General features: G+C 66.9%; 18 protein-coding genes. 12 read left to right on the top strand and 6 right to left on the bottom strand.

Translation table 11 applies throughout. The features are described 5' to 3' along the window. Nucleotides 1–40 precede the first annotated feature (40 nt). A complete protein-coding gene (locus AR323_RS08315; RefSeq protein ID WP_057883490.1) occupies nt 41–1,612 on the bottom strand; it encodes a leucyl aminopeptidase in 1,572 nt (523 codons plus the stop codon). A 110-nt stretch (nt 1,613–1,722) separates the two neighbouring features. On the opposite strand from AR323_RS08315, the gene AR323_RS08310 reads away from it, so the two are divergent. The 3 genes from AR323_RS08310 (at nt 1,723) to AR323_RS08300 (ending at nt 7,185) form a co-directional block, all read left to right on the top strand. Further along, nucleotides 1,723–3,906, top strand: a complete 2,184-nt coding sequence (locus tag AR323_RS08310; protein WP_083495308.1) for an acylase — start codon at nt 1,723–1,725, stop codon at nt 3,904–3,906. 42 nt (nt 3,907–3,948) lie between these two features. Next, nucleotides 3,949–6,801 (top strand): M16 family metallopeptidase, encoded by a 2,853-nt coding sequence (locus AR323_RS08305; protein ID WP_057883489.1) that lies wholly within the window; start codon nt 3,949–3,951, stop codon nt 6,799–6,801. An 81-nt stretch (nt 6,802–6,882) separates the two neighbouring features. Further along, nucleotides 6,883–7,185: a hypothetical protein gene (locus tag AR323_RS08300; RefSeq protein WP_057883488.1), complete on the top strand. Its 303-nt coding sequence runs from the start codon at nt 6,883–6,885 to the stop codon at nt 7,183–7,185. 360 nt (nt 7,186–7,545) lie between these two features. Here the strand turns inward: AR323_RS08300 and AR323_RS15295 are convergent, their stop codons facing one another. Next, nucleotides 7,546–8,892: a DUF4118 domain-containing protein gene (locus AR323_RS15295; protein WP_057883487.1), complete on the bottom strand. Its 1,347-nt coding sequence runs from the start codon at nt 8,890–8,892 to the stop codon at nt 7,546–7,548. Between the two features lie 186 nt (nt 8,893–9,078). Between AR323_RS15295 and AR323_RS08290 the strand changes: the two genes are divergently transcribed. Beyond that, nucleotides 9,079–10,917: a potassium transporter Kup gene (locus AR323_RS08290; RefSeq protein ID WP_083495348.1), complete on the top strand. Its 1,839-nt coding sequence runs from the start codon at nt 9,079–9,081 to the stop codon at nt 10,915–10,917. Between the two features lie 12 nt (nt 10,918–10,929). On the opposite strand, the gene uvrC is transcribed toward AR323_RS08290, so the two are convergent. From uvrC to AR323_RS08275, 3 genes are read right to left on the bottom strand one after another with little or no spacing between them, the layout of a single operon-like run. Then, on the bottom strand, nt 10,930–12,888 hold the full coding sequence (uvrC, locus tag AR323_RS08285; RefSeq protein WP_057883486.1) for an excinuclease ABC subunit UvrC: 1,959 nt from the start codon (nt 12,886–12,888) through the stop codon (nt 10,930–10,932). Between the two features lie 51 nt (nt 12,889–12,939). Then, nucleotides 12,940–13,986: a glycosyltransferase family 4 protein gene (locus AR323_RS08280; protein WP_057883485.1), complete on the bottom strand. Its 1,047-nt coding sequence runs from the start codon at nt 13,984–13,986 to the stop codon at nt 12,940–12,942. After that, the gene (locus tag AR323_RS08275; RefSeq protein ID WP_083495307.1) at nt 13,986–14,855 is read right to left on the bottom strand and encodes a UDP-2,3-diacylglucosamine diphosphatase; all 870 of its coding nucleotides are present in this window, start codon (nt 14,853–14,855) and stop codon (nt 13,986–13,988) included. Before AR323_RS08275 ends, AR323_RS08280 begins: the two co-directional genes overlap by 1 nt. A 105-nt stretch (nt 14,856–14,960) precedes the next feature. On the opposite strand from AR323_RS08275, the gene AR323_RS08270 reads away from it, so the two are divergent. The 4 genes from AR323_RS08270 to AR323_RS08255 all read left to right on the top strand — a co-directional run bounded on the left by AR323_RS08270 (nt 14,961) and on the right by AR323_RS08255 (nt 19,244). After that, complete coding sequence (locus AR323_RS08270; RefSeq protein WP_057883484.1) at nt 14,961–16,118, top strand: BaiN/RdsA family NAD(P)/FAD-dependent oxidoreductase; 1,158 nt, start codon at nt 14,961–14,963, stop codon at nt 16,116–16,118. A gap of 79 nt (nt 16,119–16,197) precedes the next feature. Continuing rightward, the gene (locus AR323_RS08265) at nt 16,198–17,772 is read left to right on the top strand and encodes a WS/DGAT/MGAT family O-acyltransferase (RefSeq protein WP_235510504.1); all 1,575 of its coding nucleotides are present in this window, start codon (nt 16,198–16,200) and stop codon (nt 17,770–17,772) included. Then, nucleotides 17,769–18,560 carry a lipase family alpha/beta hydrolase gene (locus AR323_RS08260; protein ID WP_057883482.1) on the top strand — a complete coding sequence of 264 codons (792 nt, stop codon included), beginning with the start codon at nt 17,769–17,771 and terminating at the stop codon, nt 18,558–18,560. The genes AR323_RS08265 and AR323_RS08260 overlap by 4 nt, the downstream gene beginning before the upstream one ends. Nucleotides 18,561–18,641: 81 nt before the next feature. Next, nucleotides 18,642–19,244: a hypothetical protein gene (locus AR323_RS08255; RefSeq protein ID WP_152980318.1), complete on the top strand. Its 603-nt coding sequence runs from the start codon at nt 18,642–18,644 to the stop codon at nt 19,242–19,244. Nucleotides 19,245–19,301: 57 nt separating this feature from the next. Here the strand turns inward: AR323_RS08255 and AR323_RS08250 are convergent, their stop codons facing one another. Next, the gene (locus AR323_RS08250) at nt 19,302–22,232 is read right to left on the bottom strand and encodes a TonB-dependent receptor plug domain-containing protein (RefSeq protein ID WP_235510503.1); all 2,931 of its coding nucleotides are present in this window, start codon (nt 22,230–22,232) and stop codon (nt 19,302–19,304) included. A gap of 205 nt (nt 22,233–22,437) precedes the next feature. Here AR323_RS08250 and infA point away from each other — a divergent pair, with 205 nt between their 5' ends. From infA to AR323_RS14390, 4 genes are read left to right on the top strand one after another with little or no spacing between them, the layout of a single operon-like run. Further along, on the top strand, nt 22,438–22,683 hold the full coding sequence (infA, locus tag AR323_RS08245) for a translation initiation factor IF-1 (RefSeq protein ID WP_057883479.1): 246 nt from the start codon (nt 22,438–22,440) through the stop codon (nt 22,681–22,683). Nucleotides 22,684–22,698: 15 nt separating this feature from the next. After that, a complete protein-coding gene (locus tag AR323_RS08240; protein WP_057883478.1) occupies nt 22,699–23,271 on the top strand; it encodes a Maf family protein in 573 nt (190 codons plus the stop codon). Further along, on the top strand, nt 23,264–24,220 hold the full coding sequence (locus AR323_RS08235) for a ribonuclease E/G family protein (protein WP_057883477.1): 957 nt from the start codon (nt 23,264–23,266) through the stop codon (nt 24,218–24,220). The genes AR323_RS08240 and AR323_RS08235 overlap by 8 nt, the downstream gene beginning before the upstream one ends. After that, a complete protein-coding gene (locus tag AR323_RS14390; protein WP_083495306.1) occupies nt 24,217–24,441 on the top strand; it encodes a DNA gyrase inhibitor YacG in 225 nt (74 codons plus the stop codon). Before AR323_RS08235 ends, AR323_RS14390 begins: the two co-directional genes overlap by 4 nt. Nucleotides 24,442–24,507: the final 66 nt, after the last annotated feature.

Here is a 24,507-nt window from a genome sequence, read left to right as displayed (position 1 = left end):
CACCCAGAGATATTGTTGCGACCGCGCAACGCAAGGGGTGTCAGCGATTGGCGGACCAGTTCCGGACGAATTCCTCGAGCAGGCGCACGCCGTATCCGGTCGCGCCCTTCGGCACGGTAGGGGACCCGCCCGACGACCACATCGTGCCCGCCATGTCCACGTGCGCCCACGGCAATTCCTCGTCCACGAAGCTGCCGATGAACGCAGCACCCAGGCTCGCACCCGGTCCGCCGCCTTCGACGACGTTCTTCAGGTCGGCGATATCGGACTTGAGATCGTCGTAATGGTTGGCATGCAAAGGCAGACGCCAGACGGCCTCGCCGCTCGCTTCGCCCGCCGTCACCAGAGCCGTGCCGAGCGCCTCGTCGCGCGCGAAGAGGCCGGCGTACTCGTCGCCCAGCGCGCCCACGACCGCGCCGGTAAGGGTCGCGATGTCGACGATCGCCGACGGTCTGTGCCGGGCCGCAACGTATTGCACCGCATCGGCCAGCACCAGGCGGCCCTCCGCGTCGGTGTTGAGCACCTCGATCGTCTTGCCACCCATGGTGCGGACGACGTCGCCCGGACGCTGCGCGTTGCCGCCCGGCATGTTCTCGGCGAGCGCGGCGACCGCGACGACATTGACCGGTGCGCGCGACTTGGCGAGTGCCATGACGGTACCGACAACCGCGGCTGCGCCGGCCATGTCGCCCTTCATGCGCGACATGCCGCTCCCGTCCTTCAGCGACAGGCCACCGGAATCGAAGGTGATGCCTTTGCCCGCAAGCGCCACGGGCGCCCCTTCGGCACCGCGATAGTGCACCAGCACCATTCGCGGCGGACGGCGCGATCCCTGGCCCACGCCAAGGATAGCGCCCATTTTCTCGCGCTTCATCGCCGCCTCGTCGAGTACCTCGACGGTGACGCCCGGCACTCCAGCGAACGCGGCGCGCGTGCGATCGGCAAAGGTCTGCGGCCAGACCACGCCTGCCGGTTCGGTGACCAGGTCACGCGCGAAACGCGTACCTTCGGCGATACCCCGATGGCGCGCATCCCACGCGGCCTTCGCGACATCCGGCCCATCGCCCACGATGGTCACCGCCGCGCCCGGTGGGGGCGTCTTCGCGCCGGTCTTGTACCGATCGAACCGGTACTGGCCCAGGGCGTAACCGAGTGCGGCCTCTGCCATCGCTGCTCCGCTTCCAGCGCCCAGGATTGCGACGGGCGACTTCTCGGACCGCAGATCCTGTGCCGCCTTGCCCGCCGCATCGCGGATGGCCAGGGCATTGGGCGCTTCACCCGTTCCGGCAAGGAGGATGCGCGGTCGACTTCCTACACCGCGCAGCGAGAGCACTTCACCTGATTTCCCGGCAAAGCCGCCTGAGGCGATCGCGGCGATCACCGCGTCACGCTCTGCCGCAGTCAACGGCAGTCCAGCAGGAAGTTCGCTCGAACCCAGCATCACCACAAGCGCGGCATCGGCGGGAGCCTGGGCTGCAAAAGCGATCGGCCGCTCGGCGCTGTTGGCTGCGTCAGTCGCGACGACCTGCTGTCCGATCGTTTCTTGCGCGGCGAGCGGCATCGGCAAGACTGCGGCAGTGGCGAGCAGGAAAGCGAACGAAGTCAAGCGCATGGAAATCTCCTTTAGCCTCGTCCCATGGTCCCCGGGCGCAAGCGCGCGCCGCTTGACCCGGCACGACACACAACGCAAGTCTCGGCTCGACGAAAGGGGAACGGGGCCGGATGGACGCAGATCGAGGAACGTGGCGACGCTGGGTGTACCGCTCGCTTGCCGCGCTGGGCATTGTCGCACTCGCGGCCATGATCGGCCTGATGGTGTGGGAGCCGTTCGTAGCCCGGCCCGCTGCACCGATCACTGGGCGGGCGTACAAGGCAGAGATCATACGCGACGAATGGGGTGTGCCGCACATCTACGGCAAGACCGACGCAGACGTCGCCTATGGCGTTGCCCGCGCCCATGCCGAAGACGACTTCTTCACCCTTCAGGACGTGGTCGCGATGACCCGCGGACGATACGGCGCGATCAAGGGCGAGGAGGGGGCGATGTTCGACTACGTCCTGGCGCTGCTCGACGCGCGCGGCACGGCGAAGCGCGAATACGACACGCTCGCGCCGCGCACGCGCCCGGTGCTCGAAGCCTATGCCGCCGGCCTCAACGATTATGCCGCCGCGCATCCGGGCGAGGTGAAACTGGGCAACCTGTTCCCGGTCGACGGTGAGGATATCGCGACCGGCTTTGCATTGCGACAGCCGTTCTTCTTCGGCTTGAATGGGGTCGTCGGCCCGCTTGCCAATGGGGAGACTTTGCTGCCCGATCCGGGTCCTACGCTGAACGGGCCCTTGCCGGACCGCGAGGCGGCCGAGAACGCTGGCTCGAACGCTTTCGCCATCGCCCCCGAGCGATCCGGCGACGGGGTGACCCGCCTCGTCTCCAACAGCCATCAGCCGTTCTGGGGCGGGGTCGCGTGGTACGAACTCGTCGTCGAGAGCGAGGAAGGCTGGCATTTCGCCGGTGCGACTTTCCCTGGAAGCCCGTTCCCCTTCCTGGGCCACAACCGCGATCTCGGGTGGACCAACACGGTCAACCAGCCCGACATGATCGACGTCTACAAGCTGGTCCTCGACGACAAGGGCGAGAACTACCGCCTCGACGGCAAGTGGCTGCCGCTCGAACGCAGTGAGGTCCGACTGCCGGTTCGCTTCGGTCCGGTGGTGCTGCCCGTCACGCGCGAAGTTCTTCGCAGCGTTCACGGTCCGGTCGTCCGAAACGAGCAGGGTCTGTTCGCCTTCCGCTATGGCGGCATGGGCTCGCTAGCCACGCTCGACGCATACTACGACATCAACAAGGCCACCACGTACGATGAATGGCAGGCAATCCTTGCACGGCAGGCAATCCCCAGCACCAACTTCATCTACGCCGACAAGACCGGGACGATCGCATACTGGTATAACGCCGCCATACCACAGCGGCAGTCGGGCCCAGATTGGCGCGGCATCTTGCCCGGTGATCGCGGGGATCTGATCTGGAACGCACTCGTTCCGTTCGACAGCCTGCCGCACTATGTGAACCCGTCGTCGGGCTTCGTGTTCAACGCCAACAACACGCCGTTCGTTGCCGCGGGCAAGGCCAGCGACCTTTCGCCCGGCAGCGTCCCGCCGGAAATGGGGGTGGAACTGAAAATGACCAACCGCGCATACCGCGCGGCGAAATTGCTCGACGAGCCGGGGCCGATCGGTCGCGCACGGCTCGAGGCGATCAAGTACGACACCGGGTGGGAGCGACGGGGCTACGTCAAGCGCGTCCTCGACGGGATAGCCAGGCTAGACACGAGCGGCGATCCACTGCTCAGCGAAGCGAAGCGGATCATGGCCAAATGGGACTTGACCAGCGATGGCGTAGGTCGCGCGGATGCGCTGGCGTTGCTGGTCCTGCGACCGGCGATGGGAGAGGATTACAGTGGCAAGCCGCTGACGCCGGCCAAAAAGCTGCTGACCGACGCAGCGACCCATCTCGAGACGCACTTCGGTCGGCTCGACCCGCCGCTCCAGACGCTTCTGAGACTGCGCCAGGGTCCTGGCCCCCATGCAATCGACCTTCCGCTGGATGGCGGTAGCGACACCTTGCGGGCCTCGACACTGTGGGATGTCGAACCCGATGGCCGGCTAAAGGTCAAACACGGCGACAGCTTCGTCCAGTTCGTCGAGTGGGCGCCAGGCAAGGCGGTAGTAAGCCAGTCGATCCAGCCGTTCGGTTCTGCAACGACTCGAACGGGTAGCCGGCACTACTCCGACCAGGCAGCGCTATTCGTCCAGCACAAGCTCAAGCCGGTGCATTTCACTCGCGCCGATGCCCTGAAAAATGCCGTCAGTCGAAAAGTGGTGACGCACAGGCCGCGAGCCGATTAGGACATGTTCCAGAAGAAAATTCGCGATTCCGGGGACTTTATAATGAACTTTCGCTTTCCCGCCGCCGGGCTGCTGGCGCTCTCGCTGACTGCCTGCGCCACGATGCCCTCCGAGACGACCGCACCCGCCGGAATCGCGAGCGCTGATCCGGTCCCGGTATCGCAATTGGTCGAGGCCGTATCGATCCCGTTCGAGACGTTCGAGCTCGATAACGGGCTGAAGGTGATCGTGCACTCGGACCGCAAGGCGCCGGTCATCGGGGTCACGACGTACTATCGCGTCGGCTCCAAGCATGAACCGCGTGGCAAGACGGGTTTCGCCCACCTTTTCGAACACATCATGTTCACCGGCAGCGAGAACGTCGAGAATTTCGACATACCCCTCGAAGCGGCGGGATCGACGGGCACAAATGGTTCGACCAGCCCGGATCGCACCAACTATGTCGAAACGGTTCCGACCGGTGCGCTCGACCTGGCGCTGATGATGGAAAGTGACCGAATGGGTCACCTGCTCGGCGCGGTGAACCAGGACAAGCTCGACAAGCAACGGGGCGTGGTCAAGAACGAGAAGAACCAGGGCGACAGCCAGCCCTACGGCCTCGTGCGCTATCTGTTCAGCGAGGGGCTTTACCCGGTCGGTCACCCCTATCGCCACTCGACCATCGGTTCGATGGCGGACCTCGATGCCGCGTCGATCGCGGACGTACGCAAGTGGTTCATCGACAATTACGGGCCCAACAACGTCGTCCTCTCCCTGACCGGCGATATCGACGTACCTACGGCGCGGGAGAAAGTGCAGCGCTGGTTCGGCGACATTCCGCGCGGGCCCGAAGTAGCCCAGCCCGAGGCTGGCCCAGTTACCCTATCCGCCCCGGTCAGCCGCGACCATGTCGACCAAGTGCCGCTGGTGCGCGTCTATCGCCTGTGGAGCGGACCGGGCATGACCAGTGCCGACAGCGCGCCGCTGACCGTCGGGCTCGGCGTCCTCGGCGGGCTCGCGTCCTCGCGGCTCGACCGGATCCTCGTTCGCGAGGAGCAGTTGGCTGTGCGCGTATCATCCTACTACGATCAGGACGAACAGCTCGGCACTGCCACGATCTCGATGGACATTCGCCCCGGAGTGGACCGCGCCGCCGCCGAGGCACGGCTCGATGCGCTGATCGCCGAATACCTCGCCAGCGGACCGACCGAGGACGAACTGCAGCGCGCCGCGACAGTACTCGTCAGCGGCCAGATCGACGGGCTTGAGCAGGTGGGCGACTTCGGCGGCAAGGGTTCGACTCTGGCCGAGGGCGAACTCTACACCGGCGATCCCGGCTTCTACAAACGCCAGCTCGCGGCGCTTGCCGCGGTCCGCCCTGACGGCGTGCGCGACGCGATGCAGCGCTGGATGACGCGCCCCGTCTACAAGCTGGCCGTGGTGCCCGGAACGCGCACCGAGAAGGGTGCGACGTTGGGCGGCTGGGGCGACGAAGGCACCGTGCCTCCGCCCAAGCCCGACGCAAAGCTGCCCGCTCCTCCGATCACCCAAGGCCCGCCGCGCGCGATGCCCGAAGTGGGCCCGGTCAAGCCGCTGGTCTTCCCCGCGGTGGAGCGTGCCACGCTGTCGAACGGCATCCCGGTCTCGCTCGCACGGCGCAGCGCGATCCCCAAGGTGAGCATGGCGATCGAGTTCGACGCCGGCTCGGCCGCCGACGGTTCGGCTCGTGCCGGCACTCAGGCGCTGATGATGGACCTGCTCAAGGAAGCGACCACCAGCCGCACCGCGCAGCAGATCGCGGAGGAAGAAGAGCGGCTGGGCGCGAACATTTCCGCCGCCACCGGCCGCGACGTCAGCTCGGTCCAGATGACCGCGCTCACCGCCAACCTCGCCCCGTCACTGGCGCTGATGGCCGACATCGTCCGCAATCCCGCCTTTGCCGATGCCGACGTGGTCCGCGTCCGCAACCAGCGGCTGGCGTCGATCCAGCAGGCGCTGGCGACCCCGCAGTCGATCGCGGCGCGGGCGCTGGACCCGATCCTCTACGGCTCGGCCCACCCGTACGGCTCGGTCGGTGCGCTCGGCACTGCCGAGGTGGTCCAGACGCTCGACCCCGCCGCGCTGCGGACCACCCATGCTAGCTGGGTGCGGCCCGACAAGGCCGCCATCACCGTCGTCGGCGACGTGGCGATGGGCGACCTGCTCCCCCGGCTCGAGGCGGCGTTCGGCAACTGGACGAAGCCAGCGGTTCCTGCCCCGACCAAGGACCTGTCCGCGCCCACTCCGCCGCCGTCGCCGCGCATCGTGCTGATCGACCGCCCGAATTCGCCCAGCTCGATGCTGCTGCTGGGCCGCATCCTGCCGCTTACCGGCACCGCGAAGGACACCGAGGCGCTCGACCTCGCCAACGAGGTGATCGGCAGCGGCTTCCTGTCGCGGCTCAACATGGACCTGCGCGAGACCAAGGGCTGGACCTACGGCGTCGGCACCGGCCTGACTGGCGTCGTCGGCCCGCGCGCGGCGATCGCGCAGACGCTGGTCCAGGCGGACCGCACCGGCGATTCGATCAAGGCCATCTTCGAGCAGATGAAGGCCTTCCCGGCCGGTAAGGGGGTCGACGCGGTCGAGCTGCAGCGGGTGACCGAAGGCAACATCGCCAACCTGCCGACCCGGTTCCAGACCAACAGCCAGGTGCTGGGCGCCCTGCTGACCAACCGCCGCTTCGGACGCCCCGACGACTACCAGGCGCGGCTGGGCGAGATTTACCGCGGGATCGATGCGGCCGAGATCGATGCCGCCGCAGCGCAATACCTGCAACCCGACGGAATGGTCGTGATCGTGGTGGGCGACCGCAAGGTGATCGAGAGCCAGCTCACCGGCCTCGGCCTGCCGATCGAATATCGCGAACCCCAATGAGTGGAGCGTTCGAGGAATTGACAGCGGTGTAAGCAGGGCCGATTGAGGCAGCTACACCGCCGCGAACAAGGAGAGACTACGATGGGCGTTGCCGGAAGCTACGATTGCGTCACCAAGACCCCGATGGGCGACCAGAAGAGCGTGTTTACCGTCACCGACAACGGCGACGGCACCTTCAGCGGCAAGAATGCCGGCGCGATGGGTTCGATGGACATCGAGAACGGCAAGATCGACGGCAATACGCTGACGTGGACGATGAACATGACCGTGCCGATGCCGATGAAGCTGGAAGGCAGCGCCACGGTCGACGGCGACAGCCTGACCGGTTCGGTCAACGCCGGCGCATTCGGTTCGATGCCGATGTCGGGCACCCGCCAGGCCTGAGCCTTCGCGGACGGGATTACTTCAAGAAATCACCAAGAGGGGCGTCGGAGCGATCCGGCGCCCCTTTTCGTTTGGGCGGCGGACGAACGCGAACATCGCCAAGTTCACTCATGCGAGACGCGACGGCCGCACGGTGAAAATTCGCGAAGTTCACGTTCATGACGAAGAACGACGGCATCTTCGCGCGGCAAGCAGGATCGACGGTATGAAAGAGCCGTCGCAGAGGTTACCCGCCCGCCGACGAGTAGGAAAACTGTTTGCTTGAGGCGCTCTTCTGGCCCTGTGCCAGGAAAGGAGAAGGCCTCCGACGACCGCCGAGGAATTCGTTGCGCTCATAGGTTCCGTGCAGTCGCCTCCAAATCATCGCGAGCCAGCCAACCGGTAACCCACCGCCGGTTCGTTGAGGATCAGCAGGGGGTCTGCCGGGTCATCTTCCAGCTTCTGCCGCAGCGCCCGGATGGCAACCCGCAGGTAATCGATCTGATCTTGCCGTGCAGGCCCCCATATGGCGCGAAGCAGTTGTCTGTGCGTCAGCACCCGGCCGGCGTGTTTCGCCAGTTCGGCAAGGACCGCGTACTCCTTCGGTGTCAGGTGAACGCTTTCGGCGCCCTTGGTCACAGTGCGGCGGTACAGGTCGATCGCGACGTCTCCGATCACGATGGGCTCACGATCCGCTCCAGGAGCGAGGTCTAGCAGGTTGTCGATGTAACGATCCAGTTTGGTCGTCTCGGCCGCCACCGCCGAAACGGCCACCTTGTCTGCCGTGCCCGAACGGCGGAGCGAGCGGACGCCCGCACTGATCGCATTGAGGCTGGGCTTCACGTCCTGCCCGATGGTGGACAACAGCGCGTCGCGCATGCTGTCACGCTCGCGCAGGGCGACAAGGTCGCGCGCATCGCGTTCGGCCCGCGCGCGCGCCAGGGCGAGCGCGGTCTGGTCCAAGAGGTTCTCGAGCAGAACCATCTGATCGGTCGCGACGGGGGGCATACCGTCATCACGTGACAGGCCGACGGCTACGCGCACGCCCACTGGAACGCGAACGGGATGGAACTGCCAGTCGGCGATCGTCGCGGCCCGGCGCACGCCGCGACCAGCCGGCTCGCCCGCTGCAATGACATGCGCCGCGGCGGCGAGGTCGGCTGGCGACAAACTGGGCTCGCGGGGTGAGCTGGCGACGGCGTGCGGGTCCTGCTCGTCACTCACCAGAACGGCATCGCAGCGAAACAGCCGGGCAAGCTCGCGGACCGTGACGCCGAAGATGGCTTCCTCGTCCGCGCACGAGAGCAGGCGACGGGCGAAGCCCGCTATCGTTGCGTTCCTCCCCGCGTGCGCTGCGGCAATCTGCTTTTGCTCACGCAGCGATCCGGCGAGGCTGCTCGTCACCAAGGCGACGATGAACAGCACGAAGACCGTGACGATGTCCGACGGCCGACTGATCATCAGCGTCTGGAAGGGGGCGGTGAAGAAGTAGTTGTAGGCCAGCGTGGCGATCAGGGCAGCCGCGAGTGACAGCCACACTCCGCCGTATATTGCCGCCCCCAGCACAGGGAGAAGGTAGAGCAGTACCGCGGGTGCAGTCCCCCACCGCTCAGCAATGAGCAGACCTGCGATGGTCGCCGCCACGATACCCAGCAGGGCGAGGAAAAAGCCTGCCCACTTGCTCGTCAGGGACTGTCCCTCGCGAATGCCTGGAAAGTGCGTATCCATGAAATAGTGATCGGCGCGCGAAAGGCGTCAGTCGAGTACGAAATCGGCGATCCGCTCAAATCCACATGGAATCTTTATGCGGGTCTCGCCCACTTGAAGGACCTGACAACCATCCAACCCGGCGAGGAACAGATTGCCCCGCCCGCCCCGCTCGCGAAACCCGCGCCCCCGGCCCTTCCCGCCCTGATGCTGGGCGCGATAGGCGTCGTGTTCGGCGATATCGGTACGTCTCCGTTATACGCCATGAAGGAAAGTTTCATCGGCCCCCACCCGCTGGCCGTGGACCGGATGCATATCTTCGGGGTCCTGAGCCTGGTGTTCTGGTCGCTGATGCTGATCGTCACGCTCAAGTACGTCTTTGTGGCTATGCGTGCCGACAACAAGGGCGAAGGTGGATCGTTCGCGCTGCTGGCGCTGATTTCGCGCCATATTAGCGGCGTCCGGCAACAGGCGACTTTGGTTGCCCTCGGCGTACTGGCAGCGGCGCTGTTCTATGGCGATGCCATGCTCACCCCGGCAATATCCGTGCTGTCCGCGGTCGAAGGCCTGACCATCGTCGAGGAGCGGCTCGAACCGCTAGTCGTGCCGCTCGCGTCGCTGATCCTGATCGCCCTCTTCCTGATCCAGTCGCGTGGTACCGCGCGGATCGGAAAGCTTTTCGGGCCAATCGTGCTGATCTACTTCGCTGCGCTGGCCGTTCTGGGCGTGGCGAACATCGTCGCACGCCCGGAGGTCCTGGGAATCGCCAACCCGATATGGGCGATCCAGTTTTTCGCTTACGACCCCAAGCTCGCATTCCTGGCGATGGGTTCGGTGTTCCTTGCGGTGACCGGTGCCGAGACACTCTATGCGGACATGGGCCACTTCGGCCGCAAGGCGATCGGATTGAGCTGGCTGACGTTGGTCTATCCGTGCCTGATGCTCAACTACATGGGTCAGGGCGCATTGCTGCTGGGCAATCCCGCGGCGGTAGAGAACCCGTTCTACCTCATGGCACCGGAATGGGCCCGCCTTCCGCTCGTGCTGATCGCTACGGCGGCTACGATCATCGCGAGCCAGGCGGTCATATCGGGGGCATTCTCGGTCACGCACCAGGCGATACAGCTCGGCTTCATCCCCCGCCTCAAGACTCTGCACACGAGCGAGCGCGCTGTCGGGCAGATCTACATTCCTTCGGTCAACTGGGGTCTGCTCATCATGGTGCTCGTGCTGATCGCCAGCTTCGGCGAATCCACGCGGCTCGCCTCGGCCTATGGCATATCGGTCGTGGGTACGATGATCATCACCACCGCGATGCTCGCGTTCCTGGTCTTCCACGTGTGGCGGTGGAACCGCGTCGTGGCGGGCACCACGATTGCGCTTTTCGCTATCGTGGACGGCACGTTCTTCGCTTCGAACATCACCAAGGTCGCCGACGGCGGGTGGTTTCCGCTGGTGGTCGCGGGCGTGATCTTCGTCCTGCTGACGACGTGGGCCAAGGGCCGGCAACTGATGCGGGACAAGCTGGCCGCCGATACCGTGCCTCTCGATGTCTTCATCGATTCGGCGGGACCCTCTGTGCACAGGATCGGGGGTACGGCGGTATTCTTGACCGCCGCCAGCGAAGGCGTTCCGGCGGCTCTGTTGCACAACCTCAAGCACAACCAGGTTCTGCACGAGCGCATCCTGATCCTGACGGTGAAGGTGGAAGAGGTTCCATCGATCGCTCCGGAAGAGCGGTTGCAGGTGACGAGCCTGAGCCACGGCTTCCACCGCGTCACGCTGCACTACGGCTTCATGGACGACGTCGACGTGCCGCGCGATCTTGCCGCCATCGAGCAGCCATGCGGCGCCTCGCTCGACCTGATGCGGACCAGCTTTTTCCTCGGACGCCAGAAGCTGATCGCTTCGCGGGACGTCGCCGGAATGGCATTGTGGCGCGAACGCCTGTTCGCCTGGATGCTGAAAACGTCGGAATCCGCGATGGATTTCTTCAAGTTGCCGACGAACCGCGTCGTGGAACTGGGCAGTCAGCTGAGAATCTGATCCCGCGCCCGCTCACTCCCCCGGGTGATAGAAATCCCATATCATCTGCGCCACGCCGGCGCTGATGCCGGGGGTGCGCTTGAGGTCGTCGAGGGAGGCGGCGCGGACCTTGCTCGCGGTGCCGAAGGCCAGCAGCAGCGCGCGTTTGCGGCCCGGGCCGATGCCGGGGATCTCGTCGAGCGGCGAGGCGGTGATCGCGCGGCTGCGCTTGGCGCGGTGCGCGCCGATGGCGAAGCGGTGAACCTCGTCGCGCAGGGTCTGGAGGTAGAACAAGAGCGGCGAATTGGTCGGCAAGGTCTTTTCGCGCCCGTCGGGGAAGTGGAACACCTCGCGGCCTTCCCTGCCGTGGTGCGGGCCCTTGGCGATCGCTATCAGCGGCACGTCCTCGATCCCCAGTTCCTCGAGCGCGTCCTTCACGCTCGACATCTGGCCCTTGCCGCCGTCGATCAGGACGAGATCGGGCCAGACCCCGTTCTCCCCGCCCTGCTCGCGGTCGGGATCCTGTTCGAGCGCGCGGGCGAACCGCCGCGTCATCACCTCGCGCATCATCGCGAAGTCGTCGTTGGTCTGGGCGGTCTTGATGTTGAACTTGCGATACTGGCCCTTCACGAAGCCTTCCGGCCCGGCTACGACCATCGCGCCCAGCGCCTTGTCGCCCTGGATGTGGCTGTTGTCGTAGACCTCGATCCGCCGCGGCGGGGCGTCGAGCTCGAGGAATTCGGCCAGCTCGCGCAGGAGCCGGGCCTTGGTGCCGCTTTCCGCCAGGCGACGCTCCAGCGCCTCGACCGCGTTGCGCTGCGCCTGGCTCATCAGCTTGCGGCGCAGGCCGCGCTGCGGGATCGAGATGTCGACGCCGTGACCCGCCTTTTCGCACAGGGCCTCGGCGATCAGCTCCTGCTCGGGCAGGGTCCGGTCGACCAGGATCGTGCGCGGCGGGGGCACTTCCTCGTAGAACTGCAGCAGCACGTCGGCGAGCACCTGGTCGGGGTCGATCTCGGCGGTGTGGCTGGGGTAGAAGGTGCGATGGCCCCAGTTCTGCCCGCCGCGGATGAAGAACGCCTGCACGCCCATCTGCCCGCCCTTCTCCGCCAGCGCGAAGACGTCGGCATCGCCCACGCCCTGCGCGTTGATCGCCTGGCTGCCCTGGATCGCGGTTGCCGCGCGCAGCCGGTCGCGCAGCATCGCCGCGCGTTCGAAGTCGAGCGCCTCGGCCGCCTGGGCCATCTGCACCTCGATCTTCTTCTGCACCGCGCCCGACTTGCCGGACAGGAACTCCTTGGTCTCGGCGACCAGTTCGGCATAGCCGGCCTCGTCGATCCGGCCGACGCACGGGGCGCTGCAGCGCTTGATCTGGTAGAGCAGGCACGGCCGGTCGCGGCGGGCGAAAAAGCTGTCGGTGCAGGATCTTAGCAGGAACAGTTTCTGCAGCGCATTGATCGTCACGTTGACCGCGCCGGCGCTGGCGAAAGGGCCGTAGTAATTGCCCTTGGCCCGCCGCGCGCCGCGATGCTTGCTGATCCGCGGAAAGGCATGCTCGCCCCGCAGCAGGATGAACGGGAAGCTCTTGTCGTCGCGCAGCAGCACGTTGTACGGCGGGCGGAAGCGCTTGATCAGCTGCGCTTCGAGCAGCAGCGCCTCGGCCTCCGAATTGGTGACGACGATTTCCATGCCGCGCGTCTGGCTGACCATCCGCTTCAACCGGTTGGAGAGCGCCTTGACCTGCGTGTAGTTCGCCACCCGCGCTTTCAGGCTGCGCGCCTTGCCGACGTAGAGCACATCGCCGCGCGCATCGAGCATCCGGTACACGCCCGGGAGCGGCTTCAGCGTACGGACGGTCTCGCGGATCGCGGCGACCCCCGCCTCGATATCGGGCTGCGCGCCCGCGCCCTTGACCGTGTAGGTCGCCCGCTCCTCGAGAAAGCGTTCCTGGCCGCGCGGATCGTGCGGAGAGCCTGCTTCGGTGCGCGACATGACCCGGCAGATAGGGCTTCGCGCGCGCGCGTCAAATAGGCGGCGTGGCCCTTATGCGGCGAAAGGCATGGCATCGGCATGGGGCCGCGCCTCGGCGGCGAGCGGGGTCAGCGCGGCAAGAAAATGGCGGGTCGCGGCGTCCCATCCGAAGTCTCGCGCGCGCGCCGCGCAGTCCGCCCGGTGCTTGCCCAGGGCCTCGCGCACGGCGACGCCGAGGTCGGGCGACAGAGCGCCGCATTCGGGCGTCACGATCGCGCGCGGGCCGTCTTCGGGCAACGCGGCGACCGGCGTGCCGCAGGCGAGCGCCTCCACCATCACCAAGCCGAAGGTGTCGGTGCTGCTGGGAAACACGAACACGTCGGCGCTGCGGTATGCCGCGGCCAGCTCCGCCCCGCGCATCGGACCCAGGAACACCGCATCGGGAAAGCGCACGGCCAGCGATGCCCGCGCCGGTCCATCGCCGACCACGACCTTGGTCCCGGGTACGTCGAGCGCCAGGAACCGCTCGACGCTCTTCTCCACCGCGATCCGGCCGACATAGAGCATGATCGGGCCGGGCAGCCGGCGGAACGCGGGATGGAAGTCCCCCACCGGCGAAAACTGCCGCAGGTCGACCCCGCGGCTCCACGGCAACGTCGGCCCGACGCCGTGGCTCGCGAGCTCGCTGCGCAGGCCCTCGGTCGCCGCAAGGGTGGCGGTCGCCGGGGCGTGGAACCAGCGGATGAACCGCCAGAACGGTGCAGCGGGCATGTGCGTGCGGCGCGAGAGGTACTGCGGGAAATGCGTATGATACGCGGTCGTGAACGACAGGCCGTGCCGCTGCGCCCAGCTGCGCGCGGCGATGCCCAGCGGACCTTCGGTGGCGAGGTGCAGGGCATCGGGGGCGAATGCCTCGATCCGCGCGCCGACCTTCGCACGCGATGCGAGCGCGAGGCGGATTTCGGGATAAGTGGGGCACGGTACAGATCGATAATCGGCGGGCGAAACCACTCCAACCGTGTGGCCGAGCCGCTCCAGGCCTTCGCGCGTCGCCTCAAGTGTGCGCACCACGCCGTTGATCTGCGGCGTCCAGGCGTCGGTTACGATGCAGATGCGCATCACGCGGCCTCCTTCCGGGTAACGGGCACCAGCGTGGGCGCCGTGCGCGCCGCAACCTCTTCGGCCCAGCGCAGGATCTCCATCGTCCCGTCCGCGCGCTCGACCAGCGCGGTGCAGCTCTCCACCCAATCGCCGTCGTTGTAATAGGCGATGCCGTCGAAATCGCGGATCTCGGCGGTGTGGATGTGCCCGCAGACGACGCCGTCGACCCGGCGCTTGCCCGCGGCATGGGCGACCGTCTCCTCGAAGCGAGAGATGAACGCGACCGCGTCCTTGACCTTGTGCTTGGCGTGCGCGGACAGCGACCAGTACGGCAGGTCGAACCGGCGCCGGACGGCGTTGATCACGACGTTGAGGCGGAGCAGCAGATTGTAGGCCGTGTCGCCCGCGAACGCGAGCCAGCGCTGGCCCATCACGACCGCATCGAACTCGTCGCCGTGCAGCACCAACAGGCGGCGTCCATCGGCGGTCTCGTGCACGGCCGACCGCCGGATTTCCACCCCGCCGAAGTTGGAACCGGTGAACTGGCGGAACATCTCGTCGTGATTGCCGGGGATATAGACCACCCGCGTGCCCACCTTGGCCTTCTTCATGATCCGGCGCACGATCGCGTTGTGGCGCTCGGGCCAGTAGAAGCGCTTCTTCATCCGCCAGCCGTCGATGATGTCGCCGACGAGGTAGAGCGTGTCGCTGTCACAGTGGTCGAGGAAGTCGAGCAGCAGCGCACAGTTGCAACCGCGGGTGCCGAGGTGGACGTCGGAGATCCAGATGGCGCGGTAATGCCGTCGCGGCGCGCCCGACGGACCGATGCCGCGCTCGGTCTTCGACAACTGCTTGAACGCCGCCTGGGCCGGAATTTCAGTCAGCATGCGGTGGTACTCCTGCCGGTTTCACGCCGCATGAATCATCCATGTGACGGGTTGGCGGCTGGATTACGGTTCCGAGTCGGTCTGCGATCGCCTAGGCGCCTGGCGATGGAATACGATGCGATCATCCTGGGCGGCGGGGCGGCGGGCCTGATGTGCGCCGCGCGTGCCGGCGGGCGCGATCGCCGCGTGCTGGTGCTGGAGAGGGCAGAGGCGGTCGGAAAGAAGATCCTTATCTCGGGCGGGGGCCGGTGCAACTTCACCAACCTTGGCGCAGGACCGGCGAACTATCTGTCGGCCAATCCGCATTTCGCCAAGTCCGCGCTCGCCCGGTACACGCCCCGCGACTTCCTCGACCTCGTCGAAAACCACGGCATTGCCTGGCACGAAAAGACGCTGGGGCAGCTCTTCTGCGACGGGTCGGCGAAGCAGATCGTCGCCATGCTGCTGGCCGAATGCGCGGACGGCGGGGTGGAGGTGCGCTGCGACGCGGACGTAGGCGAGGTGGGCCACGCCGACGGCCGCTTTCGCGTGGGCGGCGACAGCGCTCCGTCGCTGGTGATCGCTACCGGCGGCCCGTCGATCCCCAAGATGGGCGCCACCGGCTACGCCTACGATCTGGCGCGACGATTCGGTCTGAAGGTGGTCGAACCGCGCCCCGCGCTCGTGCCGCTGACGCTGGGCGGCGAGGACGTATTGTTCCGCGACCTGTCGGGCGTGTCGGCCGAAGTCGTCGCCCATGCGGGAAAGGCCGCCTTCCGCGAGGCGGCGCTGTTCACTCATCGCGGCCTGTCGGGCCCCGCGATCCTGCAGGCCTCGAGCTATTGGCGGCCGGGCGAGGAGGTGGCGGTGAACTTCCTGCCCGATCGCGCGCCGGGCTGGCTGCTCGATGCCAAGCAAGCCGTGCCGGGCGGATCGGTTCGGGCGCTGCTGCGCGAGGCGCTGCCCGCCCGGCTGGCCGATACGCTGGCGGACCGGCTCGGGCACGAAGGCGAACTGGCGCGCCTGTCGGACAAGGCACTGCGCGATGCCGAGGCGAAGCTGGCGCGCTGGACCTTCCGGCCCAACGGCAGCGAGGGCTTCGCCAAGGCCGAGGTAACCGTGGGCGGGATCGCCACCGACGGGCTTTCGTCGAAAACGATGGAGGCGAAGGCCGTTCCCGGTCTCTACGCGATCGGCGAGGCGGTCGACGTGACCGGCTGGCTGGGCGGATACAACTTCCAGTGGGCCTGGGCGAGCGGTGTGGCCGCAGGGGACGCGATCTAGCCAGAGATTGCCAACCGCCCCTCTTGTGTTAGTCTCCCTGCCGCAGACCCACGCAACGTGGGCGCGGGGGGAGAACCGGATGCGCCAGTTGCAGGGCATGGATGCCAGCTTCGTCGCGCTCGAGACGAAGAATTCGCCGATGCACATCGGCTCGATCCTGATCTACAACCCGGAAACCGCGCCCGGCGGCTTCGTGCGGTTCAAGGACATCCTCGCCTTTTTCGAAAGCCGCATGCAGCTGTCGAAGACGATCCGCCAGCGCATGGTGCGCGTGCCCTTCGACCTCGACTATCCCTACTGGATCGAGGATCCGGACTTCGACCTGGAGTATCACGTCCGGCACGTCGCGCTGCCGCAGCCGGGCGATTGGCGGCAACTGTGCATCCAGGCGGCGCGCATCTTCGCCCGCCCACTCGACCTGACGCGACCGCCGTGGGAGTTCACCGTCGTCGAGGGGATCGACGGGATCGCGGGCGTGCCCAAGGGCTCCTACGCGATGGTGACCAAAGTCCACCACGCCGCGATCGACGGGATGAGCGGGATCGACCTGATGGAGGCGATGCACACGCTGCGCGCCGACGATGGACCGCCGGACACGCCCGATACCTGGAAGCCCGAGAAGGTGCCCAATCCCGCCGAGCTGCTCGGCAAGAGCTACTTCAACGCGGTGACCAACCCGCTCAAGCAGCTCGAAGTGGCAGCTAAAGCCGCGCCGGGGCTGGCAAAGGCGATCAAGGGCCTGGTTGCCAAGGACTTCAAGGTTTCGGGCGAGATGGTCGCGCCCAAATCCCGCTTCAACAAGGTCATTTCGCCGCACCGCGTGGTCGAGGGGCGCAGCGTCCCGCTGGCTGACATCAAGGCGATCCGCGCGCTGGCGCCGGGGGCCAAGGTCAACGACGTGTTCCTGGCGATCGTCGGCGGCGCCTTGCGCAAGTATCTCCTCGCCAAGGACGACCTGCCCAAGAAGACGCTGACCGCGATGGCGCCGATCTCCGTCCGGTCCGGCCAGGAAAAGGGCGACATGGGCAACCAGGTCGCCGCGATGGTCGCCCCGCTCGGCACGCATATCGACGATCCGGCCGAGCGGCTGCGCTTCGTCCACGCGCAGACGACCAACTCGAAGGCGATGACGGAAGCGGTTGGCGCCCGCAACATGACCGAGATGAGCAAGGTCAGCCCCGCATTGTGGATGAGCCTGGGGGCCCAGCTCTATACCCGGCTCGGCCTCGCCAATCGCGGTATGGGACCGATGTTCACCACCGTGGTTACCAACGTGCCCGGCCCGCCGGTGCCGATCTATTCGACCGGCGCCCGGCTCGAGAGCATGTACGGCCTCCTCTGCCTGACCGATGGCACGGGCCTGGGACACACGGTGCAGAGCTATTGCGACGAGGCGACGATCACCTTCACCGCCTGCCGCGAACTGATGCCCGATCCGGAATTCTACGCGCAGTGCATCGAGAACAGCTTCACCGAACTGCGCGACGCCGCCGGGGCGATTGAATCAGCCCCTAAAGCCAAACCCAAAGCCCCCGCCAGGCCGCCTAAGAAGGCCGCCAGCAAAGCGTCCGCGGGCACCAAGCCGCGCGCCGCCCGTTCTTCTCCCAAATCCGCCGGCAAGCGTCCGGCCCGCACGAAAGCATCCGCATCATGACGACAGCCACCGCAGCGCGCCAGCGAGCGCATCCGCCCAGCCGCCTGCTGGCGCTGACCGAACCGCACCGCGCGCTGGGCGAACTGGCGGCTTTCATGGCGCTACGACCCGCCCTGTCGTTCCTGCCACGCGGAGACGGGCATGGAGTGCTGGTCCTGCCCGGCTTCATGGCGGGTGACGGATCGACCGGCCCGATGCGCCGGCTCCTCGCCCAGCTCGGCTACGACGTGACCGGATGGAACCTCGGGCGCAACCTGCGGGTCGACAACGGCCGGATCGAGGCGATGGGACGCTGCGTATCGTCCCTGCACGAGCGCACCGGTGGGAAGATTTCGATCATCGGCTGGAGCCTGGGCGGCGTGTTCGCGCGCGAACTGGCCAAGCAGATGCCCGACATGGTCCGGCAGGTCATCACCCTTGGTAGCCCGATCAGCGACAACCGCCGCTTCACCAATGCACGACCGCTGTTCGAGGCGATCAACGGTCGGCGGCCCGAACCGATGAAAACCGGCCGCTTCCGCAAGCTCGCCGATGCACCGCCGGTGCCGACGACCTCGATCCTGACGAAAGGCGACGGCGTGGTTCACTGGCGCGGATCGGTCCAGCACCCCGATCGCAATCCGCTTACCGAGAATATCGAGGTCTACGCCAGCCACATCGGTCTGGGCGTCAATCCGGCGGTAATGCTCGCCATCGCCGACCGGCTGGCGCAGGCCGAAGGCGCGTGGAAGCCGTTCAGCGCGCGCGGCATCGCCTCGCTCGCATTTCCCACGGTTCGGGTGCACTGACCGCAGCTTGAAACGCATGGGGTTTGCCTGAGCGGAAGGCGATGATAACGTTCTCTCGATAAGTCACGAGAGAGGAAAATCATGCGCTGCCTTGCCTTCGCTCTCATCGCGGGTGCCGCCTCAGCCGCATGTCCAGCTTTCGCGCAGCAGCAGCCTGGCGGACCACCGCCCGGCGGCGGCGCCCCACCAACCGAGGTGCGGGTCGACAATCGCGGCATGGGGTCGATCGACGACATTCCCCAGCAGAGCCGCGATCCGCGCACGGCGGCGGAGAACGCTCTCGCCCGGCGCGGCGACGTGCGCGCCGATCTCACCGCCAATGGCCGCTCAAGGGAAGCCGCACAGGCGCTTGCCTATCGCGAGGCAATCGATCGCTATGTGGGTAAATCGAACCCGCGTCGGCTCGAAGCGCTGGGCGCAGCCGAAGCAGTCAAGGTGGGAAGCACGTTACCCGACGACGCCAAGGCGATCCGCTCCGCCCTGGATAAGGACCTCGCCGCGTGGCGCGACGCGTTCGGCTTCGACAAGGCGACGTTTCAGGATCAGCGCGACCAGTGGCTGACGGAGAAGACACCGATGACCGCATCCGACTGGGCCAGGCGGCGGGCCGAATGGTTCGCCGCTCGCGACGCCTGGATCGAAGGTCAGAAGGCCTGGGCGGCGGAACAGGCCGCCGCGAAATAGGACTTCGATGAAAAGCCGGCGCCTCCGGAGCCATCGCGGCTCCGGAGGCGTGCGCAATCAGAACAGCTTGCGCAGCTCGATCTCGAAGAACCGACCGGTCGGATCGACCAGTCCCGGCTGGTAGCGCAGCGGAACAACGCCGGAGGAATCGGTCACTCGCTGCTGTGCATCGAACACGTTGTTGACGCGCAGGCCGAGCCGGGTGCCCTTCCAGAAGCCCGGACCGTTGCTGCCAGTCAGCCATTCCTGCTGCTCGAGGTTGGCGAATACCCGCAGATCGAAGGTGGCGAGCGCGCCGAAGCGCAAGTCGCTGGAACCCGGCAGGCCGCTCCCGTTCACCGTGGTCGGGCTGGAATAGCGGCCCGAGATGCGCGCTCCGAGACCGTCCTTGAACAGGCCGCCTTCGAACTCGATCCGGTGGCGCGACACGCCGCCCTCGCCCAGCGCATCGCCCGACAGGAGATCGAGCGCCGGACCGCCGGGCGCCACCAGCGCACGGTTGTTCAGTTCGATGCTGTGATAGACCGACAGGTTCCAGCGACCCTGCCCGTCACCGCCGCCCATCATGCCGCCCGGCCCGCCGCCACCGCGTCGACCGCCTCCACCCGCAGGCGCGCCATCGGCAGGCGGTGCGCCCGCCGCCGGTCCGCCTTCACCGCGCCGACCCTGTGGTCCGCCCTCGGGAATCGCGCAGATCCGGGTCCGCAGTTCGGCAAGCCGCGCCTGGTCGATCGTCCCGTCCGGCCCCTTGAGCCGGTCGGCGATCTGGGCCGGAAGCGCGGCCACATCCACCTGTCCGTCACTGCCGCAAGCCAGCGCGGTGCGGAGCGCGGCGAACTGGGCGGGGTCGAACCTGGCAGGTCCGCCTTGCGTGCTGGGTGTGCCGTCCGCGTTGCAGAAGCGTGACCGCAATTCGGCGACGCGCGCCGGATCGATCTGGCCGTCCGGCCCCCTGAGCCGTGCGAGCATCGCTTCGGGGATACCGGTCAGGTCCGGCACCTCGCCCTGCGGCGTCGCACAGAATTTCGTGCGCATTTCGGCGAAGCGCGCCGGGTCGAAGCCGCCTTGCCTCCCGCCTTGGCCGCCGGCAGGCGGCCCGCCCGCGCCAGCCTGCGTAGTGGCCTGAGGAGCCGGTGCAGGCTGCGACTGAGCGGGCTGGGCTGCCCCCATCATGGCCCGAAATCCTCCGCGGCCACCGCCCCCGCCCTCGGACTGCGGCGACGGCTTGCCGACCCGGCCGAACAGATTGATGCCATAACGGATGCGCGAGGAGCGTCGCTCGGCAAAGGTCACCGATCGGCGGTCCACCGCCAGCAATGTGCCGTCGGCTGCGCGGGTAACGCGATCCGGGAATGCCGCTTCGATCGCCGGGGTCAGCAACGGGAAGCCTTCGGTCGTGTTCTCGGAGTTATTGCGGAAATACTCCGCGCGGATGCTGGCCCGATCGAACAGGTCGAAATCGTAGCTCGCCGATACCTTGAGGTCGCGCTGCGTCTCGGCCAGGAGATCGGGATTGCCGCCGGAGATCACGCTGGCGAGCACGGTCTGCCCGGTGGTAAAATCATAGACCGGAACGTTGACGTCCTCGATGATCGGGCCGCCCAACTGGCTGAGGCCGGGGGCGACCTCGCGCACGATCGTGCTGGCCTGGAACGACAACCGCTCGGTCGGCCTCCAGTTCAGTCCTGCATTCCAGTCGGTCAGCGTGCCGAAGTCGGACAGGTAGTCGACCCCTCCGCCGATATTGACCGACAGGTCGCCGATGGCGTCGAGAAAGCCTTCACGGGTGCTCGTTACAGGCAGGCTGAGGCTGGCTCCGCCATTGAGATTGCCGCGCGTCAGGCTGGTTTGGGTCGCGGCTCCGCGCGTGTCGGTGCTTTCGATGCGGCCCCAGTCGTATCCGGCATCCAGCGTCAGGCTGGCCTCGCCCGCCGGCAGCATGAAGGGCGACCCCGAGATCGTTGTCTTGGGGTTTGCAGACCAGGTGCGGCTCAGCGACCGGTCGGTCCCGCCCCCGCCACGCCGATCGATCCGGCTGTCGGAATCGGTTCGGCTCGCATCCAATGTGGTCGATAGCTGCCAGGCACCGATGCCCAGATTGTAGGCCGTGCCCAGCGCATAGGTATCGGTGTCGGTACGCCGGTCGATCGGATCGAGCGTGATCGGGTCGATACCGGACAGCGAATCGGTGACGGAACGGCTGACTTGTCCGTTGAGCGTCAATTGTCCGCCCGACCCCATTTCGCCCAGGCCCTGGGTCACGGTCGCGTTGGCCTCGACCGTCTGCTGGCGAGAGACGAGCGTGCGGAAGTCGGCCGGGTCGAGACCGGCAGCGGTGATCGCCGGATCGGTGTCGACCGTCTGGACGATACCGCGCTCGGCCTCGGTCAGCGCGCTGCGGCGGGTTACGCCGATGTTGGCGTTGACCCGGCGCGGGCCGCTGATGGTGAGGATGCCGGCTTCCGCTTCGCCGGCGGTGTAGCCACCGCGACTGGGCATGCCGAACTCGACTTCGACTTCGCGGCTGGCAAAGCTGGGCTTGAGGATGAAGTTGACCACGCGCGCATCGGGCGGGAAGCCGAACTGAAGCGCGACTTCCTCGGGCAGGACCTCCACCTTGCGGATAGCCTCGGGCGGGAAGCGTCCCAACTCGCGGAAGTTTGAGACACGCTGTCCGTTGACGAGGAACACGGGTCGTCCGCCGCGACCCCGACCGGAACCGGTCTGCGGAGCGAGTTGCGCGACGAGGTCGGCAATCGAAGTCGCGCCGTAAGCCGCGACTTCCTCCTCGTTCAGTTCGAGGACCGGCGGACTGTCGGTTTCCACCTGCCCGGGAATGCGGGCCGCAGTAACGACGATCTCGTCCCCGTAATCCTGGTCCTCGGCCGGTGCGGCCTCCTGCGCCTGCGCGGTCGGCGCCGCATCCTGTGCGGATGCAGCGGACGCCAGCGCAAGCGCCAGCAGCGAAACTTTCGATGAAATGCGCAAGATGGTGTAGAACCCTTTTTGGAAACTTCCCCGCCCCCGCGAGATACGCATGGGGGATAGGTGCGGATGACGGCAACCCGCAGTCGGGTAACTTTTTGTCGCGCAATCCTTTCCCACAGATGACGCGCACGCTTCCCTTTTGTGCGCACCGCGTCTAAGGGCGGCGACCAATTCGACGAACTAACATCAGGAACCGAAGAACTACATGGCCAAAGAAGAACTCCTCGAAATGCGCGGCAAGGTGGTCGAGTTGCTGCCGAACGCGATGTTCCGGGTGGAGCTTGAGAACGGTCACGAGATTCTCGGCCACACCGCCGGCAAGATGCGCAAGAACCGCATCCGCGTGCTGACCGGCGACGAAGTGCTCGTCGAACTGACGCCCTACGACCTGACGAAGGGGCGCATCACCTACCGCTTCATGCCGGGACGCGGCGGCCCGGGGCCGCAGTAACGCGGCCGGGCGCCGATGCCCGATCTCGTCCTCGCTTCCGGCAGTCCGCGCCGCCGCGAGCTTCTGTCTCGCCTCGGTGTCGAGCCGCTGCGCGTAGCGCCCGCCGACATCGACGAAACTCCGCGCAAGGCCGAACTGCCGCGCGACTATGCGGTGCGCATGGCGCGCGAAAAAACAGCGGCGGCCGCCTTCGACCAGGAGGCCTTTGTACTGGCAGGCGACACAGTGGTCGCGGCCGGACGGCGCATACTGCCCAAGGCCGAGGACGAGGCGACCGCTCGCCAGTGCCTCGAACTCCTCTCCGGTCGGCGCCACCGCGTGCTGTCGGCGATCGCGTTGCGCGCGCCGGACGGACAACTTCGCGAACGATTGAGCGAAACGCAGGTGCGCTTCAAGCGCCTCTCCGCCGAAGAGATCGACGCATATATCGCGGGCGGCGAATGGCACGGCAAGGCCGGCGGATATGCGATCCAGGGCAGCGCCGAGGGCCTGATCGCGTGGATCGGCGGAAGCCATTCCGGCGTGGTCGGATTGCCGCTCTTCGAGACCAGGGCGCTGCTCAGGGCGGCAGGGTTTCCCATTGGCTGACTGGCTTATCGAGCGGGGGATCGGCGAGGATCGCGCCCTGCTCGTTGAACGGGGTCGGGTCCTGGCCGCCAAGGTTCGCTGGCCGGGGGAGATTGAAGCCGGCACACGCCTGCAGGCCACGCTAACCCAGCGCACTTCAGGTTCCCCGCGTGGACTTGCGACGACGGCCGATGGCCACGCGATTTTCGTCGACCGCCTGCCCCGCGTGGCAAGCGAGGGCGCCCGGATCGAGGTCACCGTGACCCGCGCGGCAACGGCTGAGCGGGGCCGCTTCAAACGCGCGCAGGGTCGCTGGAGCGACGGCAGCGACGAGTCGATTGAACCCGGCGCTTTCGATGTCGCCGCGCCGGTCCGCCGCTTTCCCGCAGGCCTGTGGGAAGACGTATGGAGCGCCGCGCGGGACGGCGAAGTCGCGTTTCCCGGTGGCTCGCTGCTGTTCGCGGTGACACCGGGGATGACGGTGATCGACGTGGACGGCGACCTGTCGCCGCGCGAACTGGCAGTGGCGTCGGTCCCACCGATCGCGCTGGCATTGCGACAGATGGACTTGGGCGGATCGATCGGCATCGACTTCCCCACTCTGGCAGTGAAAGCCGAACGGAAGGCCGTCGATGCCGCACTCGAGAGGGAGCTTAGCGATTGGCCGCACGAGCGAACCGCGATGAACGGCTTCGGATTCGTCCAGCTCGTGGCGCGCAGCACCGGCCCCTCGCTGCTCAATCGCCTCACGCATCATCGTGCCGCCGCCGCCGCGCGGTTCCTGCTACGACAGGCGGAGGCGGTCGAAGGCGCGGGTGCGATCTTGCTGGCGGCGCATCCGACGGTCATTCGCGCGCTTGCACCGGAATGGGTGGCGGAGCTTGCCCGCAGGACGGGGCGCGAAATTCGTCTCGCCGGGGACGACGCGCTTGCGCTCGACGGGGGCCATGCCCAGATCGTGCCGCGATGAGCGCACCGTCCACATCCTCCAGCCGCCCCTGCCCAGTCTGCCGCAAGCCGCGCGACCATGCGCTCAGGCAGCGCAGCGACAGCGTGGTCGAAAATCCGCACGCGCCGTTCTGCTCGAAGGCGTGCAAGGACCGCGATCTCCTGCGCTGGTTCTCCGACAGCTATGCGGTGCCCGGGCCCCCGGTCGATCCTGAAGACGTGCTGCGCGAAGAGTCCGATTGACCCCTTGCCAAGCGGCCTGCGCGCCGCCATAGCGCCGCCTCGCCAACCGCGGCCCGCCCATCGAAG

It is taken from the genome of Tsuneonella troitsensis, assembly GCF_001441535.1.
In the GTDB taxonomy this organism is placed as follows: Bacteria; Pseudomonadota; Alphaproteobacteria; order Sphingomonadales; family Sphingomonadaceae; genus Tsuneonella; species Tsuneonella troitsensis.
The sequence above is the reverse complement of the archived record's forward strand: the minus strand, read 5'-3'. Positions and strand labels throughout refer to the sequence as shown.

What these genes read in the sequence shown, in the direction of transcription:
- uvrC (WP_057883486.1), bottom strand. Translation starts at nt 12,888, where the DNA reads ATGTCGCGCACCGAAGCAGGCTCTCCGCACGATCCGCGCGGCCAGGAA.
- AR323_RS08290 (WP_083495348.1), top strand. Translation starts at nt 9,079, where the DNA reads ATGCTGGGCGCGATAGGCGTCGTGTTCGGCGATATCGGTACGTCTCCG.
- AR323_RS08240 (WP_057883478.1), top strand. Translation starts at nt 22,699, where the DNA reads ATGCCCGATCTCGTCCTCGCTTCCGGCAGTCCGCGCCGCCGCGAGCTT.
- AR323_RS08310 (WP_083495308.1), top strand. Translation starts at nt 1,723, where the DNA reads ATGGACGCAGATCGAGGAACGTGGCGACGCTGGGTGTACCGCTCGCTT.
- AR323_RS08265 (WP_235510504.1), top strand. Translation starts at nt 16,198, where the DNA reads ATGCGCCAGTTGCAGGGCATGGATGCCAGCTTCGTCGCGCTCGAGACG.
- AR323_RS08275 (WP_083495307.1), bottom strand. Translation starts at nt 14,855, where the DNA reads ATGCTGACTGAAATTCCGGCCCAGGCGGCGTTCAAGCAGTTGTCGAAG.
- AR323_RS08270 (WP_057883484.1), top strand. Translation starts at nt 14,961, where the DNA reads ATGGAATACGATGCGATCATCCTGGGCGGCGGGGCGGCGGGCCTGATG.
- AR323_RS14390 (WP_083495306.1), top strand. Translation starts at nt 24,217, where the DNA reads ATGAGCGCACCGTCCACATCCTCCAGCCGCCCCTGCCCAGTCTGCCGC.
- AR323_RS08305 (WP_057883489.1), top strand. Translation starts at nt 3,949, where the DNA reads ATGAACTTTCGCTTTCCCGCCGCCGGGCTGCTGGCGCTCTCGCTGACT.
- infA (WP_057883479.1), top strand. Translation starts at nt 22,438, where the DNA reads ATGGCCAAAGAAGAACTCCTCGAAATGCGCGGCAAGGTGGTCGAGTTG.
- AR323_RS08315 (WP_057883490.1), bottom strand. Translation starts at nt 1,612, where the DNA reads ATGCGCTTGACTTCGTTCGCTTTCCTGCTCGCCACTGCCGCAGTCTTG.
- AR323_RS08280 (WP_057883485.1), bottom strand. Translation starts at nt 13,986, where the DNA reads ATGCGCATCTGCATCGTAACCGACGCCTGGACGCCGCAGATCAACGGC.
- AR323_RS15295 (WP_057883487.1), bottom strand. Translation starts at nt 8,892, where the DNA reads ATGGATACGCACTTTCCAGGCATTCGCGAGGGACAGTCCCTGACGAGC.
- AR323_RS08255 (WP_152980318.1), top strand. Translation starts at nt 18,642, where the DNA reads ATGCGCTGCCTTGCCTTCGCTCTCATCGCGGGTGCCGCCTCAGCCGCA.
- AR323_RS08260 (WP_057883482.1), top strand. Translation starts at nt 17,769, where the DNA reads ATGACGACAGCCACCGCAGCGCGCCAGCGAGCGCATCCGCCCAGCCGC.
- AR323_RS08300 (WP_057883488.1), top strand. Translation starts at nt 6,883, where the DNA reads ATGGGCGTTGCCGGAAGCTACGATTGCGTCACCAAGACCCCGATGGGC.